General features: G+C 30.6%; 19 protein-coding genes and 3 rRNA genes. 17 read left to right on the top strand and 5 right to left on the bottom strand.

All coding sequences use genetic code 4. The features are described from left to right. Positions 1 to 31 precede the first annotated feature (31 nt). The 3 genes from AACL15_RS04400 to AACL15_RS04390 form a co-directional block, all read right to left on the bottom strand. The gene (locus AACL15_RS04400; RefSeq protein WP_339033807.1) at positions 32 to 436 is read right to left on the bottom strand and encodes an HIT family protein; all 405 of its coding nucleotides are present in this window, start codon (positions 434 to 436) and stop codon (positions 32 to 34) included. 68 nt (positions 437 to 504) lie between these two features. Further along, positions 505 to 2,241 carry a lipoprotein gene (locus AACL15_RS04395; protein WP_339033805.1) on the bottom strand — a complete coding sequence of 579 codons (1,737 nt, stop codon included), beginning with the start codon at positions 2,239 to 2,241 and terminating at the stop codon, positions 505 to 507. Next, positions 2,241 to 4,532, bottom strand: coding sequence for a lipoprotein (locus AACL15_RS04390; RefSeq protein WP_339033803.1), 2,292 nt, complete (start codon positions 4,530 to 4,532; stop codon positions 2,241 to 2,243). Before AACL15_RS04390 ends, AACL15_RS04395 begins: the two co-directional genes overlap by 1 nt. Before the next feature lie 163 nt (positions 4,533 to 4,695). On the opposite strand from AACL15_RS04390, the gene sufC reads away from it, so the two are divergent. The 6 genes from sufC to AACL15_RS04360 are packed head-to-tail and all read left to right on the top strand — an operon-like array spanning position 4,696 to position 10,072. Continuing rightward, positions 4,696 to 5,439, top strand: coding sequence for a Fe-S cluster assembly ATPase SufC (sufC, locus tag AACL15_RS04385; protein WP_339033801.1), 744 nt, complete (start codon positions 4,696 to 4,698; stop codon positions 5,437 to 5,439). Continuing rightward, the gene (locus AACL15_RS04380; RefSeq protein WP_339033799.1) at positions 5,439 to 6,209 is read left to right on the top strand and encodes a SufD family Fe-S cluster assembly protein; all 771 of its coding nucleotides are present in this window, start codon (positions 5,439 to 5,441) and stop codon (positions 6,207 to 6,209) included. Before sufC ends, AACL15_RS04380 begins: the two co-directional genes overlap by 1 nt. After that, positions 6,209 to 7,423, top strand: coding sequence for a cysteine desulfurase (locus AACL15_RS04375; RefSeq protein WP_339033797.1), 1,215 nt, complete (start codon positions 6,209 to 6,211; stop codon positions 7,421 to 7,423). The genes AACL15_RS04380 and AACL15_RS04375 overlap by 1 nt, the downstream gene beginning before the upstream one ends. A 15-nt stretch (positions 7,424 to 7,438) precedes the next feature. Continuing rightward, entirely contained in the window at positions 7,439 to 7,873 is a 435-nt protein-coding gene (gene sufU / locus AACL15_RS04370) for a Fe-S cluster assembly sulfur transfer protein SufU (protein ID WP_339033795.1), read from the top strand. 3 nt (positions 7,874 to 7,876) lie between these two features. Beyond that, positions 7,877 to 9,289, top strand: a complete 1,413-nt coding sequence (sufB, locus tag AACL15_RS04365) for a Fe-S cluster assembly protein SufB (protein WP_339033793.1) — start codon at positions 7,877 to 7,879, stop codon at positions 9,287 to 9,289. Between the two features lie 24 nt (positions 9,290 to 9,313). Then, positions 9,314 to 10,072: a hypothetical protein gene (locus tag AACL15_RS04360; RefSeq protein ID WP_339033791.1), complete on the top strand. Its 759-nt coding sequence runs from the start codon at positions 9,314 to 9,316 to the stop codon at positions 10,070 to 10,072. 60 nt (positions 10,073 to 10,132) lie between these two features. Here AACL15_RS04360 and AACL15_RS04355 read toward each other — a convergent pair whose 3' ends face one another. Next, on the bottom strand, positions 10,133 to 10,588 hold the full coding sequence (locus AACL15_RS04355) for a hypothetical protein (RefSeq protein ID WP_339033789.1): 456 nt from the start codon (positions 10,586 to 10,588) through the stop codon (positions 10,133 to 10,135). Between the two features lie 23 nt (positions 10,589 to 10,611). Beyond that, positions 10,612 to 10,851 carry a NifU family protein gene (locus AACL15_RS04350; protein WP_053946452.1) on the bottom strand — a complete coding sequence of 80 codons (240 nt, stop codon included), beginning with the start codon at positions 10,849 to 10,851 and terminating at the stop codon, positions 10,612 to 10,614. Positions 10,852 to 10,939: 88 nt separating this feature from the next. Here AACL15_RS04350 and AACL15_RS04345 point away from each other — a divergent pair, with 88 nt between their 5' ends. The 11 genes from AACL15_RS04345 (at position 10,940) to AACL15_RS04295 (ending at position 23,911) form a co-directional block, all read left to right on the top strand. Next, positions 10,940 to 11,266, top strand: coding sequence for a S1 RNA-binding domain-containing protein (locus tag AACL15_RS04345; protein ID WP_339033787.1), 327 nt, complete (start codon positions 10,940 to 10,942; stop codon positions 11,264 to 11,266). A gap of 22 nt (positions 11,267 to 11,288) precedes the next feature. Then, a complete protein-coding gene (locus AACL15_RS04340) occupies positions 11,289 to 12,569 on the top strand; it encodes a glucose-6-phosphate isomerase (RefSeq protein ID WP_339033785.1) in 1,281 nt (426 codons plus the stop codon). Between the two features lie 68 nt (positions 12,570 to 12,637). Next, complete coding sequence (locus AACL15_RS04335) at positions 12,638 to 13,141, top strand: dUTP diphosphatase (protein ID WP_339033783.1); 504 nt, start codon at positions 12,638 to 12,640, stop codon at positions 13,139 to 13,141. Positions 13,142 to 13,172: 31 nt separating this feature from the next. Next, positions 13,173 to 14,297 (top strand): hypothetical protein, encoded by a 1,125-nt coding sequence (locus AACL15_RS04330; RefSeq protein ID WP_339033780.1) that lies wholly within the window; start codon positions 13,173 to 13,175, stop codon positions 14,295 to 14,297. 3 nt (positions 14,298 to 14,300) lie between these two features. Next, positions 14,301 to 15,035, top strand: a complete 735-nt coding sequence (locus AACL15_RS04325) for an RNA methyltransferase (protein ID WP_339033778.1) — start codon at positions 14,301 to 14,303, stop codon at positions 15,033 to 15,035. Between the two features lie 18 nt (positions 15,036 to 15,053). Next, positions 15,054 to 16,469 (top strand): NADP-dependent glyceraldehyde-3-phosphate dehydrogenase, encoded by a 1,416-nt coding sequence (locus AACL15_RS04320; RefSeq protein ID WP_339033776.1) that lies wholly within the window; start codon positions 15,054 to 15,056, stop codon positions 16,467 to 16,469. 249 nt (positions 16,470 to 16,718) lie between these two features. Continuing rightward, positions 16,719 to 18,023, top strand: a complete 1,305-nt coding sequence (locus AACL15_RS04315) for a hypothetical protein (protein WP_339033775.1) — start codon at positions 16,719 to 16,721, stop codon at positions 18,021 to 18,023. Positions 18,024 to 18,383: 360 nt separating this feature from the next. Next, positions 18,384 to 19,904: ribosomal RNA gene (locus AACL15_RS04310) — 16S ribosomal RNA — on the top strand. Between the two features lie 300 nt (positions 19,905 to 20,204). Beyond that, positions 20,205 to 23,116: ribosomal RNA gene (locus AACL15_RS04305) — 23S ribosomal RNA — on the top strand. Positions 23,117 to 23,231: 115 nt separating this feature from the next. Continuing rightward, positions 23,232 to 23,337, top strand: a 5S ribosomal RNA gene (gene rrf / locus AACL15_RS04300). Together the 16S, 23S and 5S rRNA genes form the textbook arrangement of a ribosomal RNA operon. 64 nt (positions 23,338 to 23,401) lie before the next feature. Beyond that, entirely contained in the window at positions 23,402 to 23,911 is a 510-nt protein-coding gene (locus tag AACL15_RS04295; protein WP_339033774.1) for a hypothetical protein, read from the top strand. Positions 23,912 to 23,924: the final 13 nt, after the last annotated feature.

Below are 23,924 nucleotides of genomic sequence, written 5' to 3'. Positions count from 1 at the left end.
AATGTAATTCTCTTTTTTTAATTAATATATTTTAATCTACTATTTTATTGAAAATTTCATCAATACTAGTCAGATCTTCGGGTTTATTATTGATTTTAAAGCCATATCCTTGCTCTTTTACATATTTAGGTATAATATGCTCGTGATAGTGAAATACCATTTGAAAGGCCTCTGAGCCTTGATTAGAGACATAATTAATACCTTTTGATTTTAACTTTTCTCTTAACATTTTAGCTACAATTTTTTTGGTTTTAGCAACTTCTTGCAAATAAAAATCATCTGTTTCTTCATAGTTTTCAAAATGTTTTTTTGGAATAACTAAAGAATGACCATCACTATTTGGAAAAATATCAAGAAAGGCTAGGGTATATTCATTTTCATAAAAAACCTTAGAGGCCATTTCCTTGTTAACAATTTTACAAAAAATACAATCCATATTTTAACTCCTCATTTCTTAAATATTTTATAAAAAAAAATAAACCTAATGGAGGTTTATTTTTAATTTTATTCGTCTTTATCGTCTTCACTTTTAATATATGTTCCAATTTTGTCTCATAGACCAGCATAGTAAACATCATCTTTATCCAAGTATTTTGAATATATGATTGTTTTAGCTAAATCACTTGAATTAGGATCTTTTGAGATTCCAAACATAATTTGATTTAATAAAGCCTCTTGTTTTTTTTCATTTTTTGCTAATTCAGCAACATCTGCTGAATGTAATGTTGAGTTATTTTTATTATTTCATCTATCTTTATAAATAGTGTCATTTCCAATAGTATTACTAAATTTTATAGCGCTTGTTTCTTCATTATCTTTACCAACAATATTGTAAGTTGACTCTTCACTATTAGATGCTCCTAATAATTCAATCATATAGATTGGAAGAACAATTACTAAATCTGCATAGTTATTATTTTCAGCGTCCATAGTTAAGAAGTTTTCTGAACTTGATTTTATAATACCAGGACCATTATTTCATGATTTTACTTTTGCTTCGTAAGCTTTACCTGCAATTGGACTTTCTCCAATTGCATTATCTCCATCATAAATAGTTAAACCTTGATAACCTTGTAATCCAAAGTATGAGTCATAAGCAGTTTTATTATCATTAATAGGCTTAATTGCACCTGATTCAAATATCTCTACAATTTCACTAATTTTTTTTCCTTCTTTTAATGCACCACTGCTAGTATTTAAAAGTTCAGCTTGTTTATTAATTTCTTTATTTATGTTATCAATTGTTTGTGCTTGAGTAACATCAAATTTTAAAGTTCAAACCATTTTAACATTTGATTTTCAATATTCATTAATTGAAGTTTCATTTAATGTTTGTGTTTTTGAAAACATTGCTGAAGAAGGGTTAATGAATGGTGCTTTTTCTTCTTCAATTGTTTTAATATTAAACATTGTTGATTTTAAGTAGGCATTTGTTAGAAGATTATCATTCATATCTTCTAATAATTTAGATTCAAAGTAATCTTGAAATCTTAAATATAATGCAGATTTTGCACTAATATTTTCAAATTCACCCTCTATATTTTTAACTCAAAACATTGATGAACCATTTTCTTGATATTCTTTTGTTAATTCTTCAATTGTAGGCAGTTTACTTTTACCTGCAATTGTACCATTATTTCCTTGTTCGTTTGAAAATTTTCAAATGCTATCTTGTGCTTCACCAGTAGGTGAAGCATCAGAAATATAAATATATGGATTAGTACTATTAACTTCTACTTGTTCACCACTCATAGAATTTACTTTTGTTTTATCATTTTGAATGTTTAAATTATAGTTATTTCTTATTGCTCAATAGTCAAGTCTTGTTGTCCCAACTGATTTTGTATAATCTTCAAAAAGTTTATTTTCAGCAATTGTTCTAGATTCAAGACTGTATTTAGTTTTAAATGACTCTTCAATTCCTTTATCTTTATCAGAAGTGTAAAGATCTTTAAAATCTAAACTTTTAAACATACTGTTTGTTGAATCAAAACTATATTGTAATGATAATAATTCATTTATCATGTTAACAATTACAGCTTCAATTTCAGCATCTGTAAATAATGAACCAAAATCAATGTTTGCAAGGTCTTTATTACCAGATATTTGTACTAATAATTTTTTAGCTAATTCTTTATTTAATTTTGGTTTAGTTATTCTTGCACTTGTACAAGCTACAACAAGAGAAGGGGTAGATACAGTTAATGAAACTGCACTAAGTATTCCTAATAATTTTTTCATTATTTACTCCCTCCTTTTTTGAAAGAAAGATATGATGTTTCAACATTTTTAATAATTGAATTATAATCAAAGACTACTGATTTTAAATTATTATCTAAAATCATATCACCTGTATTTTCTTCCTTTATTGTTGGTTTTCAAAATGTTTTAATGGTTTCTGAAACAATTTCTTCTTTATATGTAATGTTATCTAAAATTAATTTTGGATAACCACTTGCATCAGTTTTTGTTTTTATTTCATCAGTTCATTTTTCACTAGCTTCAATAAATAAGATAGCTGGATCAATTGCTGTTAAACTTTGTTTTGAATTAACTGCTGCATAGAATCAAGATTGAGTTTTTTGAATAACTTCTTCTTCTTGACTTTTTTCTTCACTTATATTGAAAGTAATATAATTATTTATAAATTCTTCTTGACTAAATGATGAGTCATTTTCTTTTTCTTTTACTTTTGAAATAGTTTTAAAATAATCAAATACTGATGTCATTCAATATGATGCAGAACCATCTGTTGAAGAAGATACTTGTGCTCAAGTTTTAACTTCTGACATGATATCAAAACTATATGCAGAACCTGCAATTCCTTTTAACATTGAAGAGTTTGTTAAATAATGTAAGTAGGGGTTAACTACTGTTTTATTTAATTTCCCATATGTACCATCTTTACTTCTATTTGTTTGTAAAGCAGCTACTTTTTCAGTATCTTGTAAAGCATTATATTTTTTGAACTCATTTAATTCTGCTAGTGTCTCTTCATTAATCTTATTTTCTATAATTCCTTCTTGACGTTTACCTATTTTTTCAGTTGTCTTTGATTCTTTTAAATAACTATATCCATCAATTTGAACTATATGTAATCCAGTTGAATCTACATAATAAACTCTTCCTTGATCTTCATTATATACATAGAATTTTTTACCGTCTTTTTTTTCTCTTGAAATGTCGTTAATTAAATTTTCTAATCTTTTTTCGCCTTCTGTTGGAACAAATTCTTTTCCATTTGCTTTAACATCACCACTTAGAGTAAAGTCATAAACAACTGCTCTCATATCTTGAGTAAAATCTGTTGAATTGCTTAAAGTCATAAGTTTATCGTAGTTTTTTACAGTTGCTTTTGGATGTTTATCTGTTTTTGCTTCAACCATTCATCTTCTTCAAGTATCAGTTGAGTCATCTTTTGCTATTTGTTCTAATAATTCGTTAGTATTTTTTTGATCATTTCCATCTAATGATTGGAAATCTGATACTGTAACTCCATCATCGAATGTTCCATTTTCAGAAAAAGGAACCACAACTTCACTTATAGCAAGAGGGGCTTGAGTATTATAGAAACGATCTAAGAAAAATTTCTGTGAATTACTTAGGAAACCTGCTCTTGAGTTATTTGTATCACTTATTGTGAAGTTGTTTAAATTAACTGGAGTATCATATAAAATTTTCTCTTTTTCAATTTCACTTACTCTTTTAGCTTCAGCTACAATAGCAGCATCACTTGATTCAGTAGTCAATTTAGTTTCTTCTCATTTGCTTGTCTCACTCTTTGTTGAATTATCAATTTGAGCTATTTGATCTAAATCAGCTCTTAAATAACTTGCAATTGCTGCATCGTTATCTTTATTGTCATTAATTACTTTTGTAAGTGCATTATGTTTTTTAATAATATCATTTGAACTTATTCAAGTAACTCCTGTTTGATCAGTGTTAATTAAAACATCTAATAGCGTTTTTGAAGCGTTATTATTTGCATCTGTTAACAGAAGATCTGCTTTATATTTGTTTTCTAGGAAGTTTTTATCCATTGATTTGACATCATCTTGATAAACGCTGTACTTATCTACAAGCATTTTATTTCATTCTTTTTCTCATTTTTTACCGTGTTCTTTTTTATATACATCTTTTTCATTAACTATTTGTCTATCAACAATTGAAATAAGATTTGTTCATCTTTCTTTTAAAGTGTTTTTTAAATCATAGTTTGTATATAAGTTATCTTCATCTATTGTAAATTCATTTTCTTCTGAATCTATATTAGCTAGAATAGATAAATTAATCATTTTCAATAAGTCTAAAGTTAGTTTTTCTCTATTCTTTGGACCATTTGATGAATTGATTAATTTTCATAGAATATCAGTAGATGTAATTTTTGCTTTTCCATCTATTGATTGTAAAAATTGAATAAGAATTGAGTTTCCGTCTTCTTTAATGTCATAGTCAGTACCACAAGCAACAGCCATTGTTGCTGTACTTGCTGTTAAACTAACACTTCCTAACAGTGTTAATAATTTTTTCACACCATTCACTCCTTGGTTTGTATCAAAATAATTATAATGAAAAATAACATAAAATAACATTAAATTACAATTAAAAATAAAATATTTGTCTTTTTTGCTCTTTTAAACTTAGTTTAACATTTACTATAATAATAACTATAATAATAGAGCAAGGAGCTTAGAAATGCATAAATTAGAAATTAAAGATCTATATGTAAATATAGAGGGCAAAGAAATATTAAAGGGAATTAATTTAACAGTTAAATCAGGAGAAATTCATGCTTTAATGGGGCCAAATGGTAATGGTAAATCAACTTTATTAATGGCAATTATGGGTCATCCAAAGTATGAAATCATATCAGGAGATATCTTAGTTGATGGTGAGTCAATATTAGAGTTGAATGTTAATCAACGCAGTAAAGCTGGTTTATTTTTGGCAATGCAAAACCCACAAACAATTCCAGGAGTTTCAAACTTAGAGTTTTTAAAATATATAGTAAACGCTCACAGTGATGAAAAGAAAAAATTGCAAGAAATATTTAAAGATATTAAACAAGGCGCAAAAGAATTAGACTTTGATTTAAATATGTTAAAAAGATTTGTTAATGATGGTTTTAGTGGTGGAGAGAAAAAGAAAAATGAAATTTTGCAATTAAAAATGTTGAATCCTATTTTTAGTCTAATTGATGAAATTGATTCAGGATTAGATGTCGATGCTTTGGAAGTTGTTTCAAAAAACTTAAATAAAGTTGATTTATCAAGAAATGCAATGGTAATTATTTCTCACTATGATAGATTCTTTAAAAAGGTAAAGCCAACTCATGCTCACGTTATTATTGAGGGAAAAATAATAACAAGTGGGGGTAAAGAAATTGTTGAAAGAATTAATACAGAAGGTTATACATGAGTAAAGGAATTATCTAAATAATGACTAATTTAAAATTAAATGAATCATATATAGATTTTAGAAACAAACTACCTAAAAGTTTTAACTTTGAAGATAATGAAAACAAAATTATATTATTAGAGAATAAATTTGGAACAATAGATTTAAATATTGAAGAAAATGTTGAAATAAATATTATTATCTTATTTTTACCTTCAACTGAAGTTAGTCAAAAGGACTTTAATATAAATTTTAATTTAAGTAAAAACTCTTCATTAAATTTAAAAATATCAAATATTGCAAATTATGATTGTAATGATAATTTTACTATTAACTTAAATGGAGAAAATACAGCAGTGGAATTTTATAATGCCACAATAATAAATAAAAGTTTTAAGAAAAACTCAATTATAAACTCAGTACATAAAGCTAGAAACTCATATTCAAATATTAGAACCTATGAAGTGCTAAAAGATACATCAAAAGGTTTTATTAGATGTATTAGTGATATTAAAAAGGGTTCAAATCAAGCAGAAGCACATCAAGAATTAAGATTATTGGTTCTAGATAAAATGGCAAAAGCAGATTCTGACCCAGTTTTATTAATTGATGAAAATGATATTGTAGCAAGTCATGCTAATGCAATTGGTATGCTTGACCCTGATCAAGTATTTTACTTGCTTTCAAGAGGTTTAAATAAAACTCAGGCACAAGAATTAATCATAAATGGTTATTTTGAACCAATATTTCAAGATATTGATGATGAACAGCTACTAAAATACTTAAAAGAAGAACTAAAGGGAATGATTTAATGAATTTTAAAGATAATTTTTCATATTTTAAAAACAATAGTAAGGAAATTTATTTTGATTCAGCTGCAACCGCAATTAAATTTGATAAAGTTATAAAAGCTCAAAGCTACTATGATTTAAAGATTGGAGCTAATACACACAATAATCTATTTGATAATGCTTATAAAGCAAATCAAATGGTTAGTGAGACTAGGTCTAAAATAGCAAAGTTTATTGGTATTGATGATAAAAATGAAATTATTTTCACAAGTGGAACTACTCACTCATTAAATCAATTAGCTTTTGGTATGAGAAATTATCTTAAAAAAAATGATGAGATTTTATTAACTAAGTTGGAGCACTCATCAAATTTATTGCCTTGAATGGTATTAGCACAAGAAGAAAGTTTGAAAATTGATTATTTAGATTTGGATGAAAATTTTTTAATTGATATCTCAAAACTTAAAAATAAAATAACTACTAAAACTAAAATTATTTCTTTTGCAATGAATTCCAATACAACTGCAGGTTTAAATGATGTTGTAGCAATAGTTAAAGAAATTAGAAAACTTAATAAGAAAATTATAATCATTTTAGATTTAGCACAGTCAATCAAACATAATAAAATTAATATTAAAGAATTAGAAGTTGATTGCATTGCTTTTTCAACACATAAGATTTATGGTCCTTTTGGATTAGGTATCTTATGGGCGAGAAAAGAAGTTTTAGAGTTTTTAAAACCAATTTTTTATGGTGGGGGTAATAATATAAGTATTAGTACAAATACTTATAAATTAGCATCAATTCCTGATAAATTTGAAGCAGGAACTCTTAACTTATCAGCTATTTATGCTTTTAATGTATGTTTAGATATATTAGAAGAGTTAACACTTGAAAAAATGATTGCTTACGAAGAAGAATTAAAAAAATATTTTAGAGCTAAAGTTAAAGATATTGATCATAAGAAATTCGAATTCTATAATCTAGAAAATGATCAACCAATTGTGCTATTTAATATGAAAAATGTAAACTCACAAGACTTTGGGTCCTTTTTAAATAAAAAATATAATATCTCTGTAAGAGTTGGGAAACATTGCTCAAGATTGGCAAATGAACTTTTTAAAGTAAGTTCAACTATTAGAGCTAGTTTTTCAATTTATAATACTAAAGAAGATATTGATAAATTTATTGAAGCTTTAAAAGATTGTGATAACTGAATTAATGAGATTTTATAAAGGAGTGATTATGTAATGTTTGATAAAAATGATAAGATTCAATTAAGGCAAATAATTATGGAGCACTATACGCAACCAGATTTTAAAGGTCTTATTGAAAATAAAAAAGCAATTATTAAATTTCAAGATTCACCAACTTGTGCAGATGAAATTAATGTTCAATTACTAATAGAAGGTGAAAAAATTGTAGATGCAAGATTTGATGGTAATGCTTGTGCAATATCAACTGCTTCAACGGATATATTATGTTCAAAATTAATAAATTTGACTCATCAAGAAGCTCAAAAACAGCTTTTTAATTACTTTAATATGATAGCTGGCAATGATTATGATGAAGAAATATTAGATGAATTAATTGCTTTTTGAGAAATTAATAAGCAAGGGAATAGAATTAATTGTGCTCTTTTAGGAGCAGATGGTTTGAAGTGAATTTTAAATAAGGAGGTGTAGGATATGAAAAAATTAAAACAAGAAGAAGAAATTAAACAAATATCTGATTATAAATATGGATTTAATGAAGGTGAAGTTTCAACATATAAAGTTCAAAAAGGTTTAAATGAAAATGTTGTAAGAGAAATATCAAAACATAAAAATGAACCACAATGAATGCTTGATTACAGATTAGAAAGTTTAAAGGTTTTTGATAAAAAAACTCAACCAAGTTTTGGTCCTGATTTAAATTGAATCGATTTTAATGATTATTATTATTATACTGAAGGAGCAGGTAAAACTGTAAGGTCTTGAGATGATATTCCAGATAATATTAAAAGAACTTTTGATCGTCTTGGAATTCCAGAAGCAGAGAAAAACTTTTTAGCAGGAATTAATGCACAATGAGATGCACGTCCAGTTTATGAAAGAATGAATGAAGAATTAGTAAAACAAGGAGTTCTTTTTACTGACTGTGATACAGCTTTAAGAAAATATCCTGAAATCTTTAAAAAGTATTTTGGTCAATTAGTTAAAAATGATGATAATAAATATGCTTCTTTAAACGCAGCTGTTTGATCAGGGGGAACTTTTATTTACATCCCAAAAGGAGTTAAATTAGAAAAGCCTTTACAAGCTTATTTCAGAATTAATTATCAATCTTCAGGACAATTTGAAAGAACTTTGATTATTGTAGAAGATGATGCAGAGTTACATTACATTGAAGGATGCACTGCACCAGTTTATTCAGAAAATAATTTACATGCTGCTATTGTTGAAATATTTGTTGGAAAAAGATCAAGTGTAAGATACACAACAGTACAAAACTGAAGTGACAATGTTTTAAATTTAGTTACAAAAAGAAGTATTGTTGAAGAAGACGGAAGAATGGAATGAATTGATGGAAATATTGGCTCAAAAGTCAATATGAAATACCCATCATGTATTTTAAAAGGTGACAGAGCACAAGGAGATACTATCTCAATTGCTGTTGCTAAAAAAGGAGTATATCAAGACGCAGGAAGTAAAATGATTCATTTAGGTAAAGAAACTAAATCAAAAATAATATCAAAATCAATTACTTTCCAAGGAGGAACTGCGAATTATAGAGGACTTGCGTATATTGGTCCAGAAGCTATAAATTCAAAGGCAAGAGTTGAATGTGATACATTAATTTTAGATAATCAATCACACTCAGATACAATTCCTCAAAATAAAGTTCATAATAATCAATCTCAAATTGAACATGAAGCAACTGTTTCAAAAGTTAGTGAAGAGCAATTATTCTATTTAATGAGTAGAGGACTTGATGAGCAAGAAGCTTTGGAAATAATTGTTATGGGGTTCTTAGAACCATTTACAAAAGAATTACCTCTAGAATATGCAGTTGAACTAAATCAACTTATAAAAATGGATATGGAAGGTTCTGTAGGTTAAAAAAACTTAGTAAGGAGATAAGTTATGCTTAAAAAAGATAAGATTAAAAAATGGTTTAACTATTTTTTTTATGTATGGTGTACATTAGCTTTAGCTTTTGCACTTTTATTAGATATTATTTGTGGAACATTATATGATCCAAAGAAAAGTGATTTTAATGTTGCTATTATAGAACAATCAATTTATTTTTCAGTTTGAGTTGCGGTTATAACTTCGATTTTTGGTTTGATAAATTGAATTCATTTACATAATAAAAGCATGGCAAGATGAATGGTTGGCAAAAATATTCATACTTCAATTACAACATTAAATGTCTTAATTTTTATATTATTTAATGTTACATTTATAGCTCAAAAAGGAGACATAATTGGTTTTGATACTTGATATGGAAAAATTAAATCAATAATTGAACACTTTATGACTCCAATTATGGTATTAACTTTTTATTTTATTTATCAAAATGAAAAAGTAGAAGATAAAATATTTATCAAAAAATATTGTTGATTTAATTTAATTTTTATAACTATTTATTCTTTTTATATTATTTTAAGAATGATTATGTTATTAAAATTAGAGATTGAAACAACTGAAACATTACCATTAATTCCATATCCGCAAATTGATCCAACAATTGTGGGTTATCCTATATTTATAACTGGGACATTATGTGGTATTTTTGGAACTGTTTTTATATCAGTCTTTTTTAATAAGATGTCAAATCTTAATTACTCAGCAATCCAAAAGAATTTGATGGCAAATGAAGCAAAGAAAAAGATTAGTTAAAAAAACGTTGGTTAAACCAACGTTTTTTTAACTTTAAATATATCACTTATTCAAATAACCTTATGTATTTAGTGCTTTTTTTGTTACTTTTTTGTTAGTACATTTATAGCAAAATAGGGCAGTTAATTCGATTTTGAAACTCATTTTTCCAGTTTTAAAAGAAAAATTATTTATTTCAGGAATTGTTTTGTCTACTGTTTCAAACCATTCCATATATTTTTTTGAGTTGCATTTTTTCTTGCAATTTGTACATAAAACTGAATTTACTTCATAACGCTTTAAAACAGCTCTTATTTCTGCTAGATATCATTCAAAATCATTTTTTGAATATTCATCTGAGAAGTATTTATTAAAGGCATCTAATAATGCTCTCTCAGCTGCATCAAATTTTTGCTTCTTATCATTATATTTCTTTACTAAAAAAGGTATCAATAGAGAAGCTGTAAATACAGTTATTGTTGAAATTGCAGTTAAAATAGTATTTATTATCTCTGTTTCATATGTTAAAAAAATCATTAAATTAGTCTCCTAGTTTCAATTTACATTACAAGTTCTACACCATCAATATCATAGGGGAATTCTTCAATTAAAACTCCCTCAACGCCTTCTTTAAAAGTTAATTCAGTAAGTCCACACCCAACACAGTTACCCTTTAGGCGGATATAAACAAGTCTATCTTTTATAGCAACAAATTCCATATCTCCACCATCTTGTGTAATATACATTCTTAATTGCTCAAGTGTAGCCTTTACTTTCTCTTCTAAATTATTTTTTTCCAAAAAATCACCTACTTTTAAAAATTTTTTTCAAAATAATTATTTCTATTATAATTTAAGTTTATAATTATTTTGTAAGGAGAGCAAGAGTATGTTGAATAAAGGACAAAAAGTAGAAGCAAAGATTACAGCAATTGTTAACTACGGTGCTTTTTGTGAAATTCACGATGAAAATGAATTAGTTAAAGGACTAATTCATATTTCTGAAATATCGGATTTTTTTGTTAAAAATATTGATGAATTCTTAATGATAAATGAATCATATGAAGTTGAAGTTATTGAGTATTTAGAAGACAAAAAACAAGTTAAATTGAGTTACAAAGCAAATAGACCGCATTTATTAAAGTCATCAGAAGCCAAAATACCAGAGACAAAAAGTGGTTTTGATAATTTAAAAAATAGCGTAGAATCAAAGTAGTCATAAGGAGAGTATTAGCAATATGATAAAAGTAAGTTTTAGAGACTCAAAAATTAAAGGTGAAATTAATAAATTTAGGGAAGCAAAAATTAAAGAAGTACATGATATGATTGAAAATAAAACTGGTATAGGTAGTGATTTTTTAGGGTGAAATAACTGACCAGTGGAGTTTAACAAAGATGAATTAAAAAAAATGAAAAAAGTAGCACAAGAGCTTAGAAATAAAATTGACATTCTTCTAGTTGTAGGAATTGGAGGAAGTTATTTAGGAGCGCGTGCAGCCGATGAAATGATCAGAGGTTTATACACAAAAGATAAAGTAGAATTAATCTATATAGGAAATACTATATCTTCTACATATACTCAACAGGTAGTTGACTATATTAAGGATAAAGAATTTGGTATTGTAAATATATCAAAATCAGGAACTACAACAGAACCTGGAATAGCATTTAGAGTATTGGAAAAACTTTTAGTTGATATAAAAGGAAAGCAAATTGCAAAAGAAAGAATTGTAGCAGTAACTGATAATGCCAAGGGAGCTTTAAAAGAACTTGCAACAGCTGAAGGCTATGAAACATTTACTATTCCAGATGATATCGGTGGAAGATTTTCAGTATTTACACCAGTAGGAATTTTTCCTTTATTAGTAGCAGGAGTTAATGTTGATGAAATCTTTAAGGGAGCTAGAAAAGCTATGGAAGATACAAAAAACATTAATAATGAGGCTTATAAGTATGCAATAGCAAGATATATTTTGCATATTGAAAAAGGTTATAAAGCAGAAACTTTAGTAGGTTATGAACTTCAAATGCAAACATTTACAGAATGATGAAAGCAATTATTTGGAGAATCAGAGGGTAAAGAAGGAAAAGGTTTATTTCCTACAAGTTGTATTTTTTCAACAGATTTACATTCATTAGGACAATTTATTCAAGAGGGTACAAAAAACATATTATTTGAAACAATAATAGATGTTAAGAAACCTAATTTTGACTTAAAGGTTCCAAAAAATAGTGACGATTTAGATGGTTTAAACTATTTAACAACTAAATCATTTCATGAAATTAATAAGATAGCACTTGAAGGTGTTATTGATGCCCATGCGAATACTGGAGAAGTTCCAAATATTGTATTAGAATTTGATAAGATGGATGCTGAAATGTTTGGTTATGCAGCTTATTGATTTATGAAAGCATGTGCGATGAGCGGATATTTATTGGGTATTAATCCTTTTAATCAACCAGGAGTTGAAGTCTATAAAGCAAATATGTTTAAATTGCTAAAAAAACCAGGATTTTAAAAAAATGAAAAATGATAGGTTACTATCATTTTTTTAAACTAAAATTACTTTATATAGGAGTGAAAAAAATGTTAACAAAAGAAAATTTAATTTATTTAAAAGAGAAACAAATAATCTTGGATAAATATATAATCGATACAAAAAAAATAGTTGTAGATGAGAAAATAATTAAAAAGAAAATAATTGCTTTTTTAGTAGAGGTATCAGAATTTATTAATGAATATAGAGCCTTTAAATATTGATCAAATAAGCCAGCAAGTGAAAGATCAATAATATTAGAAGAATTAATTGATTGTGTACATTTTATTATAAGTTTAGGAATTGATATAAATTTTGACTTTTTAAAATTTAATAATAAAATTATAAAGGCTAGCGATGTTGATTCATGAAGTATTAATGTTTATAGGAAAGCTTTAATATTTGAAGAAAAATTTAATAGTGAATCTTATAGCGACTTATTAGATGAGTTCTTATCAGTTATGTACATTTTACAAATTACAACTGATGAAATTATTAATATTTATAACAAAAAAAATGAAATAAATTTTAATAGACAAGATACTGGTTATTAGTTTTAAACAAAAAAAAGAAGAGGGATTAATAATGTCAAATAAAGATCTTAAAAATATATATAATTATCAGCCTTTAGACCCACATAACCCAAAAATGCCTTCTTTAACAAAAACTAAATCAATTGATGATAATTATGAAACTATTAATATTGAAGAGAAAGAAATAGCTAGTAAAGATCCAACACAAGAACTTATTTTTGAATCAGAAAGACCAAAAAAAATAAAAGTGGAAAGTCAAACTATCATTGAAGGGTTAGAGGATAATAAGAAGAGTGCTGCAAGCATTATTTCAAAACTAAAAAGAGAAAATGAAATCACTAAAACAAGTGAATTAGATGAAGAGTTACTTACTCATGATTTTGTCTTTCCTGACCCCAAATCAGATTTAAATATTCTTAATTCTTTTGCACATAAAAGAATGACATCTTATAACCAATTAAATGAAACAAAAGCAAGAATAAAAATGTCTCGTGGTGAAGTTAGAATGAAATTAACTGAAAATGAAATACAGTTAATATTAAATAAATTTAAAGCAAAAGTTATTAAAGTTACTTCAAAGGAAGTTGTTTTAAAAAACAGTAAATATGGTTTTGAAATTTATCGAAATTCTTCTGATAAACGTTATTGAGTAGCTGCAACAAATTTTGAAGAAATATGAGATCCGAAATCAAATAATTATATGAATGTTTGAAGTGGAAATGCTTTTACTGGTTATGGTTTTCATGACTTTAATGAAACCTTGGAGCAAACTGAAACTATGATGACAAAGGGAAAAACTGGTTGAATAATGTGAAGAGATCATGTAATTGATTGAAATAAAGACACTAATCGTTTTTATTCTGGTAGTGAACCAAAACAATTTACTTATGATGAATATAAAAAAATTGTTAAGTGATATAAAGAGAATAAAATTTGAATTTTAGTAAAACAAGAAAAAGTTAAAGATATTGAAGATTTAATGGAAGAGAATAAAGATAAAAGAAGAAAGGGCGAAGCAATTGCTCCAATTGCAACAATTCAAGCCAAATTATTACAACCACCACGTAGAGCCTCATTAGTTTATGGTTATCCAGTTGATAATCCAAGTTATAAAGGAAAGGACTATGTAAAACCAGAAAATAAATTATATCAAATTGGTTTTGCTTTTAGTGAATAAAAAATGAAGATAACATCTGTAAATAATTCTTTAATTGAAGAAGTTCTATCTTATAAAGAAACTAAAGTTCAAAAAGAACAAAAAAAATACATCATTGAAGGTATCAAAATGGTTGATTTGGCTATTCAAAAGGAGGTAGTTGAACTACTGTTGGTTGAAAGCAAACTGTTTGATAATTATAAAAATTTTAAAAATGTTGTTGAAATTTCAGATAATGTTTCAAAAAAATTAAGTGATCTAAAAACAAGTCAAGGAATTTATGCAATTTGTCGTATTGTAAAAAAGCAAGAGCTTGATGGTAATTATCTTATTATTGATGGTATACAAGATCCAGGAAATTTAGGAACTCTAATTAGAAGTGCTTTTGCTTTTGACTTTAGAAACATTATCTGTTCAAATGATTGTGTTAGTTTTTATCACCCCAAAGTATTAAGAGCAACTCAATCCAATCACTTTGATTTAAATCTTTTAAATGAAGATTTAAATAATTTTATAGATAATTTAAAGCAAAAGAATATAATAGTTTTAGGAACTTTATTAAAGCAAAAAAGTGACTTACTAGAAAATATGAAGAATAAAAGAGTGGCTTTAGTTCTTGGCAATGAGGGTCAGGGAATTTCAAAGGAAATTTCTCAAAAGATTGATAAGAATATAATAATTAAGACTAATAAAGAACTTGAAAGTTTAAATGTAGGTGTTGCAGGTTCAATATTAATGAATATTATTTATTCACTTTAGAAAAGGAAAGATATTTAAATGAGACAATATAATGCATTAATTAATAATAAGTTAATTGATAACGGACAATGACTAGAAATAATGAATCCTGCAACTTTAAAAGTCGCAGGCAAAGTAAGTGCTTTGAATGTTGAAAATATAAATGAAGCATTTTTAGTTGCAAGAAAAGCGCAAAAAAGTTGAGAAGAGACAAAATTATTAGAAAGAATAAGTATTTTAAAGAAATTTAGAGACTTAATTGACCAAAACAAACAAGAAATTTCTAAAATAATATCTGAGGAAATTGCAAAAAACTTAAAGGAATCATTAGCAGAAGTTGTTAGAACAATTGAAATTATTGATTATACTTTTGAGGAAGCAAAAAGAATAGAACCTTCAGCTTTTACAGGTGAGGGTATGGGTGCTCAAAATAAACTTGGAATATTTTCAAGGGTTGCAAAGGGAGTAGTTTTAGCCATTTCACCTTTTAACTATCCTTTTAATTTAGCACTTGCAAAAATAATTCCAGCTTTAGTAATGGGAAATACTGTTGTTTTTAAACCAGCAACAGCAGGAAGTTTAGTAGGAACATTTTTATCTAAATTAGTCATTGAAGCTAATTTACCAAAAGGTATTTTTAATATTGTTACAGGACGAGGGAGAGAAATTGGAGATATCATAACTTCAAATCCTGAAATTGATATGATTTCTTTTACCGGAAGTGTTGGTATAGGAAATCAAATTAGAAAAAATGGTAGTACAACTGATTTAGTTTTAGAATTGGGTGGGAAAGATCCCGCTTTAGTTTTAGATGATTTACAACTTGATAAATATTGTGAAGAAATAATTAATGGAGCCTTTGGTTACTCAGGTCAAAGATGTACTGCAGTAAAAAGAGTTTTAGTAAGCAATAAAATTGCAGATAAGCTAGTTCCGCTATTAAAAGTTAAATTAGAATCACTAAGTGTTGGTATGCCAAAAGACAATGCATTTATTACACCTGTAATTGATGAAAAATCAGCAGATTTTATTCAAACACTAATTGATGATGCAAAGCAAAAAGGGGCAAAAATAATTACAGGAGATAAGAAAATTAAAAATCTTATGTGACCCACATTAATAGATAAAGTCTCATTAGATATGAAAGTTGCTTGAGAAGAACCTTTTGGACCAGTTTTACCAATCATAAGAATTGATTCAATTGAAGAAATGATTGAGGTTTCAAATAACTCACAATTTGGTTTACAAGCAAGTATCTTTTGTCAAGATATTTCAAAAGCTATTAGTACTGCAAAAAAAATAAAAACAGGAACAGTTAACATTAATTCAAGACCTCAAAGAGGACCAGATAGTTTTCCTTTTTTAGGAATTAAAGACTCTGGTGAAGGAGTTCAAGGAATTAGAGAGTCATTATTGAGTATGACAAGATATATGGGATTAGTCATTAACTATTAATATTTAATTAAATAAAAGAACATTTGTTGTTCTTTTTTTATTTGTATTACCATGATTTGAAATAAAAAAAGACCTCAAAAATTCCTGTTAGAATTATTATGAAATATTTTAATAAGTTATATTAAGTTTTTTAGAAATGTTTATAAAAAAATTTTTAATATTTTTATTTTTTTTAACACTTGTCTTTACAATTTAATGGTGCTAAAATAAAAGTATATTTTAGGGCTATATAAGATAGGGGTATCTATTATGAAAAGTATATTTTTAAGCTTGTTTATTTGATTAACAGCTTTAATAACAAGTTTTTTGGGAATTTTTTTAATGCAATGAACTAATTTTGTAACGTTTACATTTGAAGCAGAATTTGCAATTTTTAATACAATACAAATTTTGGGATTATTATCAATAGGAGCATTGCTTTTAATTGGAATAGTTAACTTTATTACAAAACCAAATAAAATAACACCAATTATATATGCAATTTCAGCAGTTATTTTAAGTGTAGTTAATGTTGCTTATTTATCTGTTTTAATGTCAAAAATAATTACACCGATCACTATAATAAATAGTGACATACAAATTACAAGTGTTGTTTCGAATGCAATCTTGCTTACAATAGCTGCATTTTGTGCACTGAGTTCTATAATAACTATGTTTATTTTTAAATTACAAACAGTTAACAAAGCAAAAACAAACCAGACTGTAAATTCAAATTATTCGCAGGTTTCTTCACCTGCAAATAGAGTAGAATCTATAATTTCAAAAGAAAGTCCATCAGCAATTAAAGAATTTAATTCTGAATTTACTTCTACACCAAATGAAAAAACTTATAATATGTCAGATAAATTGGCGCGTTTGAAAGAAGATATTAGCAATAATAATTTTAGACATACTTTAACTGAAACTCCTTTAGAAGAAGTAAATAATCAACCTATTAAAAGTGAAGAACAAATAAATGTTCAAAAAAAAGAAACAGTTGATAATATTTATCCAATTGAAAGAGAAGAAATTCAATTTGAAAATAGTCAACCTAAATTAGTTGAAAATGAGCAATTTGTAGAACAAATTCAAGACCCAAACAACTCATTTAATAAGCTATTAAAGCGACCAAATCAAAAAATAGCACCAGCTAATAATCTACCTAAGGTTGAGGATTTACCACCAATTGGTGAACCTAAGGACCCTTATAAACAAACAATTGTTCCTAGAAGATCTGCAAAAAGAGAAAAAGAATTTAACAATCCTATTGGAAATGTGGCAAAACCATTATATGTTGATAGAAATGTTAGAAGAACACCAAAATTGGATGAAAATTATCGAGGAAAAGTATTCTTAGGAGACTCAGATAAAATCTGAGAGGCTATGAAAAATCAAGAACGTAGATTACCTCAAAAGGTATCTAAAACAGCTCCTTTAAGTACTAAATGAAATACAACAAGCGCTCCAAAAAAGAGTAAATCAAAGAGTATGGAAGTAGATCTTGATAAGATTTTAGATCCAGTCAATGAACAAAAAAGTGTTGATTTAAGACCAACAATTGATTGAGATGAGTAAAATAAAAAAGTTAAAACTTTTTTATTTTTTTTATGCTTTTTAAAATTTAATATGTTATTATATTTCTTGTCAATAAGAATGCCTATTTTAAAGGGTTATTAAGAAATTTTGAGATTTTATTCATAAAAATATTTTATTGAAATAAAAATAATTAATTTTAAAATAATTTTTAAAAAGTATTGCTTATTGGTTTCAAATCATATATATTCTTATATGTCGTTGGTTTTGAAAAACTGACGTGAAACGATCTTTGAAAACTAGATAGAACAACAACAACCAATTAATTTGTACAATTTATACAAGTTCAATTATTTGAGAATAAAGATATAGTCAAGAATCAAAATTTTCACATTAATTAAATTTAATGAGAGTTTGATCCTGGCTCAGGATGAACGCTGGCGGCATGCCTAATACATGCAAGTCGAACGGGGTGCTTGCACCCAGTGGCGAACGGGTGAGTAACACGTATCTAATCTACCTTTTAGTGGGGGATAACAGTTGGAAACGACTGCTAATACCGCATACGACATCATTATCGCATGAGAAGATGTTAAAAGGCCCGTATGGGTCGCTAGAAGATGAGGATGCGGCGTATTAGCTAGTAGGTGGGGTAAAGGCCCACCTAGGCGATGATACGTAGCCGAACTGAGAGGTTGATCGGCCACATTGGGACTGAGATACGGCCCAGACTCCTACGGGAGGCAGCAGTAGGGAATTTTTCACAATGGACGAAAGTCTGATGAAGCAATGCCGCGTGAGTGATGACGGTCTTCGGATTGTAAAGCTCTGTTGTAAGGGAAGAACAGCTAGAAGAGGAAATGCTTTTAGTTTGACGGTACCTTACCAGAAAGCCACGGCTAACTATGTGCCAGCAGCCGCGGTAATACATAGGTGGCAAGCGTTATCCGGATTTATTGGGCGTATAGGGTGCGTAGGAGGTTAGTTAAGTTTGAGGTTAAAGCCCGGAGCTCAACTCCGGTTCGCCTTGAAAACTGGCTAACTAGAATGCAGGAGAGGTAGATGGAATTTCATGTGTAGCGGTGGAATGCGTAGATATATGAAGGAACACCAGTGGCGAAGGCGGTCTACTGGCCTGTGATTGACTCTGAGGCACGAAAGCGTGGGGAGCAAATAGGATTAGATACCCTAGTAGTCCACGCCGTAAACGTTGAGTACTAAGTGTCGGCTTTAAGTCGGTGCTGCAGCTAACGCATTAAGTACTCCGCCTGAGTAGTATGCTCGCAAGAGTGAAACTCAAAGGAATTGACGGGGACCCGCACAAGTGGTGGAGCATGTGGTTTAATTCGAAGCAACGCGAAGAACCTTACCAGGGCTTGACATCCAGTGCAAAGCTACAGAGATGTAGTGGAGGCTAACATTGAGACAGGTGGTGCATGGTTGTCGTCAGCTCGTGCCGTGAGGTGTTGGGTTAAGTCCCGCAACGAGCGCAACCCCTATTATTAGTTACTAACATTAAGTTGAGGACTCTAATGAGACTGCTAGTGTAAGCTAGAGGAAGGTGGGGATGACGTCAAATCATCATGCCCCTTATGTCCTGGGCTACACACGTGCTACAATGGCTGATACAAAGAGTCGCAATCCTGCGAGGGGGAGCTAATCTCAAAAAGTCAGTCTCAGTTCGGATTGAAGTCTGCAACTCGACTTCATGAAGCCGGAATCACTAGTAATCGCGAATCAGCAATGTCGCGGTGAATACGTTCTCGGGTCTTGTACACACCGCCCGTCACACCATGAGAGTTGGTAATACCAGAAGCACGTATCCTAACCGTAAGGAGGGAGCGTACCAAGGTAGGATTAGCGATTAGGGTGAAGTCGTAACAAGGTATCCGTACGGGAACGTGCGGATGGATCACCTCCTTTCTATGGAGTATTCGTAGATTAAGAAAAAATAAGCTGAGTGAAACGATAAAACAGCTTTTGATTATATCTCGTTCTATCTAGTTTTCAGAGATTGTTTTTTAGGGTCATTTAGGCCCGAAAGCAATTTCTGAAAAGAAAATCGTTCTTTGAAAACTGAATATTAGATGAAAATAGACATTTTATTTTTCTTACGTTTATATACAATATAAAACGTATTTAGTAACTTAATTTAGATTAATACTAAGAAAACTAAAATTTCATTAATTTTATAGATTATCTATATATGCAATAGGTTTTTCTTTAGAAAGTATAGTAAGGGCGTATGGTGAATGCCTTGGAAAATGGAGCCGATGAAGGACGTGACTACCTGCGAAAAGCGCCGGGGAGCTGGAAGTAAGCTTTGATCCGACGATGTCCGAATGGGGAAACCCAGCACGATTAATCTCGTGTTATCCATAACTGAATACATAGGTTATGTGAAGGGAACCTTGGGAACTGAAACATCTTAGTACCAAGAGGAAAAGAAAACGAATGTGATTCTGTCAGTAGCGGCGAGCGAAAGCGGAACAGGCCAAACCGGTCTTCGGGCCGGGGTTGTAGGACTCTTGTTAGAGTTACAAAGTTAGTGTATAGCAGAAGCTGTTGGGAAGCAGCACCGCAGAGGGTGATAGTCCCGTATGCGAAATGCACTAATCTCGAGAGAGTATCCTGAGTACGGCGGGGCACGAGAAACCCTGTCGGAATCTACCCAGACCACTGGGTAAGCCTAAATACTACCATTTTACCGATAGTGAACCAGTACCGTGAGGGAAAGGTGAAAAGTACCCCGTGAGGGGAGTGAAATAGTACCTGAAACCATATGCTTACAAGAAGTCAGAGCCCGTTAATGGGTGATGGCGTGCTTTTTGTAGAAAGAGCCGGCGAGTTACGATATCGTGCAAGGTTAAGTGGAATACACGGAGCCGTAGTGAAAGCGAGCCTTAATAGGGCGTTTAGTACGATGTCGTAGACACGAAACCAGGTGATCTAGCCATGAGCAGGTTGAAGTTAGGGTAAAACCTAATGGAGGACCGAACCAACGTTCGTTGAAAAGACCGTGGATGACTTGTGGCTAGGGGTGAAATTCCAATCGAACCTGGAGATAGCTAGTTCTCCCCGATATAGCTTTAAGGCTAGCGTCGAGGTAAAGGATTATGGAGGTAGAGCTCTGAATGTGTGATGGCCCCACCTAGGGGTACTGATCACAATTAAACTTCGAATGCCATAATTTCATACTCGGCAGTCAGAACATGGGTGATAAGGTCCATGCTCGTGAGGGAAACAGCCCAGATCAACAACTAAGGTCCCTAAATTTACGCTAAGTGTGTAAGGATGTGGAAGTGCACAGACAGCTAGGATGTTGGCTTAGAAGCAGCCATCATTTAAAGAGTGCGTAACAGCTCACTAGTCGAGTGCTTCTGCGCCGAAAATGTACCGGGGCTTAAGCGTAGTACCGAAGTTTTGGATTTGCAGCAATGCAAGTGGTAGGGGAGCGTTCTAATTGCGATGAAGTTCGACCGTGAGGACGGGTGGAGCGATTAGAAGTGATTATGCCGGCATGAGTAACGTTTGGGAGTGAGAATCTCCCATGCCGTTTGACCAAGGTTTCCTGGGCAAGGTTCGTCCACCCAGGGTTAGTCAGGACCTAAGGCGAGGCCGAAAGGCGTAGTCGATGGACAACAGGTTGATATTCCTGTACCACCTAATAAAGTGATGGAGTGACGGAGAAGGATAGTGGATGCCGGCTGTTGGTTATGCCGGTCTAAGCACAAAGAGGTGTACGTTGGCAAATCCGCGTACTATAACCTTGAAGTGTTATGGGGAGTGAACGCTTCGGCAAGTAGCGAAGTCCATGACTCCACGCTTCCAAGAAAAGCTTCTAGCGTTAATTTATTAGGTGCCTGTACCTAGAACGAACACACGTGGTCAAGGAGAGAATCCTAAGGCAAGCGAGATAACTATAGCTAAGGAACTCTGCAAAATCACCCCGTAAGTTAGCGAGAAGGGGTGCTCACTTTACGTGAGCCGCAGTGAAGAGGAAGGGGCAACTGTTTAGCAAAAACACAGCTCTCTGCAAAGTCGTAAGACGAAGTATAGGGGGTGACGCCTGCCCAGTGCCGGAAGGTTAAGAGGAGATGTTAGCTTCGGTGAAGCATCGAATTGAAGCCCCGGTGAACGGCGGCCGTAACTATAACGGTCCTAAGGTAGCGAAATTCCTTGTCAGGTAAGTTCTGACCCGCACGAAAGGCGTAATGATCCCTTCGCTGTCTCGGCTATAGACTCGGTGAAATTTTAGTACCAGTGAAGATGCTGGTTACCCGCAACTAGACGGAAAGACCCCGTGGAGCTTTACTATAACTTAATATTGAATCTTGGTGTAACATGTAGAGGATAGGTGGGAGACTTTGAAGCGGTCACGCTAGTGATCGTGGAGTCATCCTTGGAATACCACCCTTGTTACATTGAGGTTCTAACCTAGACCCGTTATCCGGGCCAGGGACAGTGTTTGGTGGGTAGTTTGACTGGGGCGGTCGCCTCCTAAAATGTAACGGAGGCGCTCAAAGGTACCCTCAGTACGGTTGGAAATCGTACGAAGAGCGCAAAGGTATAAGGGTGCTTAACTGCGAGACTTACAAGTCGAACAGATGCGAAAGCAGGACTTAGTGATCCGGCGGTCCCGTGTGGAAGGGCCGTCGCTCAACGGATAAAAGTTACCCCGGGGATAACAGGCTGATCTCCCCCAAGAGTTCACATCGACGGGGAGGTTTGGCACCTCGATGTCGGCTCATCGCATCCTGGAGCTGTAGTCGGTTCCAAGGGTTGGGCTGTTCGCCCATTAAAGCGGTACGCGAGCTGGGTTCAGAACGTCGTGAGACAGTTTGGTCCCTATCTGTTGTGGGCGTAGGAAAATTGAGAAGAGCTGTTCCTAGTACGAGAGGACCGGAATGGACGCACCCCTGGTGCTCCTGTTGTCACGCCAGTGGCACAGCAGGGTAGCTATGTGCGGAAAGGATAATCGCTGAAGGCATCTAAGCGAGAAGCCTCCTTCAAGATGAGTTTTCCCATTCTTCGGAAGTAAGATCCCATGTAGACCACATGGTTGATAGGTTGGGTGTGTAAGCACGGTGACGTGTTTAGCTTACCAATACTAATAGATCGAGGACTTTCAAAGAAAAACCTAACAAAATTGCTTGTATAGATATATAAAATCATCTAGTATTCAGTTTTGAGAGTACGATTTAGTTTTTGAAAAAAAACTTTGTCTCTCAGACACAATAAAACTTAAGATCTGGTGGTCATAGCGCTGAGGTCACACCTGTTCCCATGTCGAACACAGAAGTTAAGATCAGCAACGCCGACGATAGTATAATGCAAAAATAGGACGCTGCCAGTTTAAAGTTTAAAACCCACTCAAAAGAGTGGGTTTTTTTTGTAAAATATAGTTAAAAGAGGTAATTATGATAGTTGAACAAATTTCTAAAAGATTTAAAAAGAAAATTATGCAAACAAATTTAGAAGAAATAAATTTTAAGTGAGAATTTGAGGATTTTTTTCATATTTTAAATATTAATAATTTCCTAACAATGATGCAACATCAGTTGAAAGTTAAATATAATTTTCAACAAGAAGAAGATATCAAACAAAAAATAATGAGTATTAGAGAGTTACTAGCAAAAATGGTTGAAGAAATTAAAGATTATAAAATAAACTTAAATCGAATAACAATATTGGATAATCTTATGCATATGATTTATATGGAAATTAAAGATATTATTAATGATGGCTTAATTAAATACCTCTTTTATGAAAAAATTCATTGTTCTATTGAATATAATCAAAAATTTTATGATACAGATGATTACTTTAAACTAAAATTTTTGGAGTTTATGGAAAATATTGATAATCATTTTGAAATTTTTATTAAATCATTCAAAAATTGAGTAAATAAGGATAATTTTTCTTTTTAATTATATTATTTTT

Source organism: Spiroplasma endosymbiont of Cantharis rufa (genome assembly GCF_964019665.1).
Lineage (GTDB): Bacteria > Bacillota_I > Bacilli_A > Mycoplasmatales > Mycoplasmataceae > Spiroplasma_A.
This window is presented reverse-complemented; position numbering and strand designations above follow the sequence as displayed.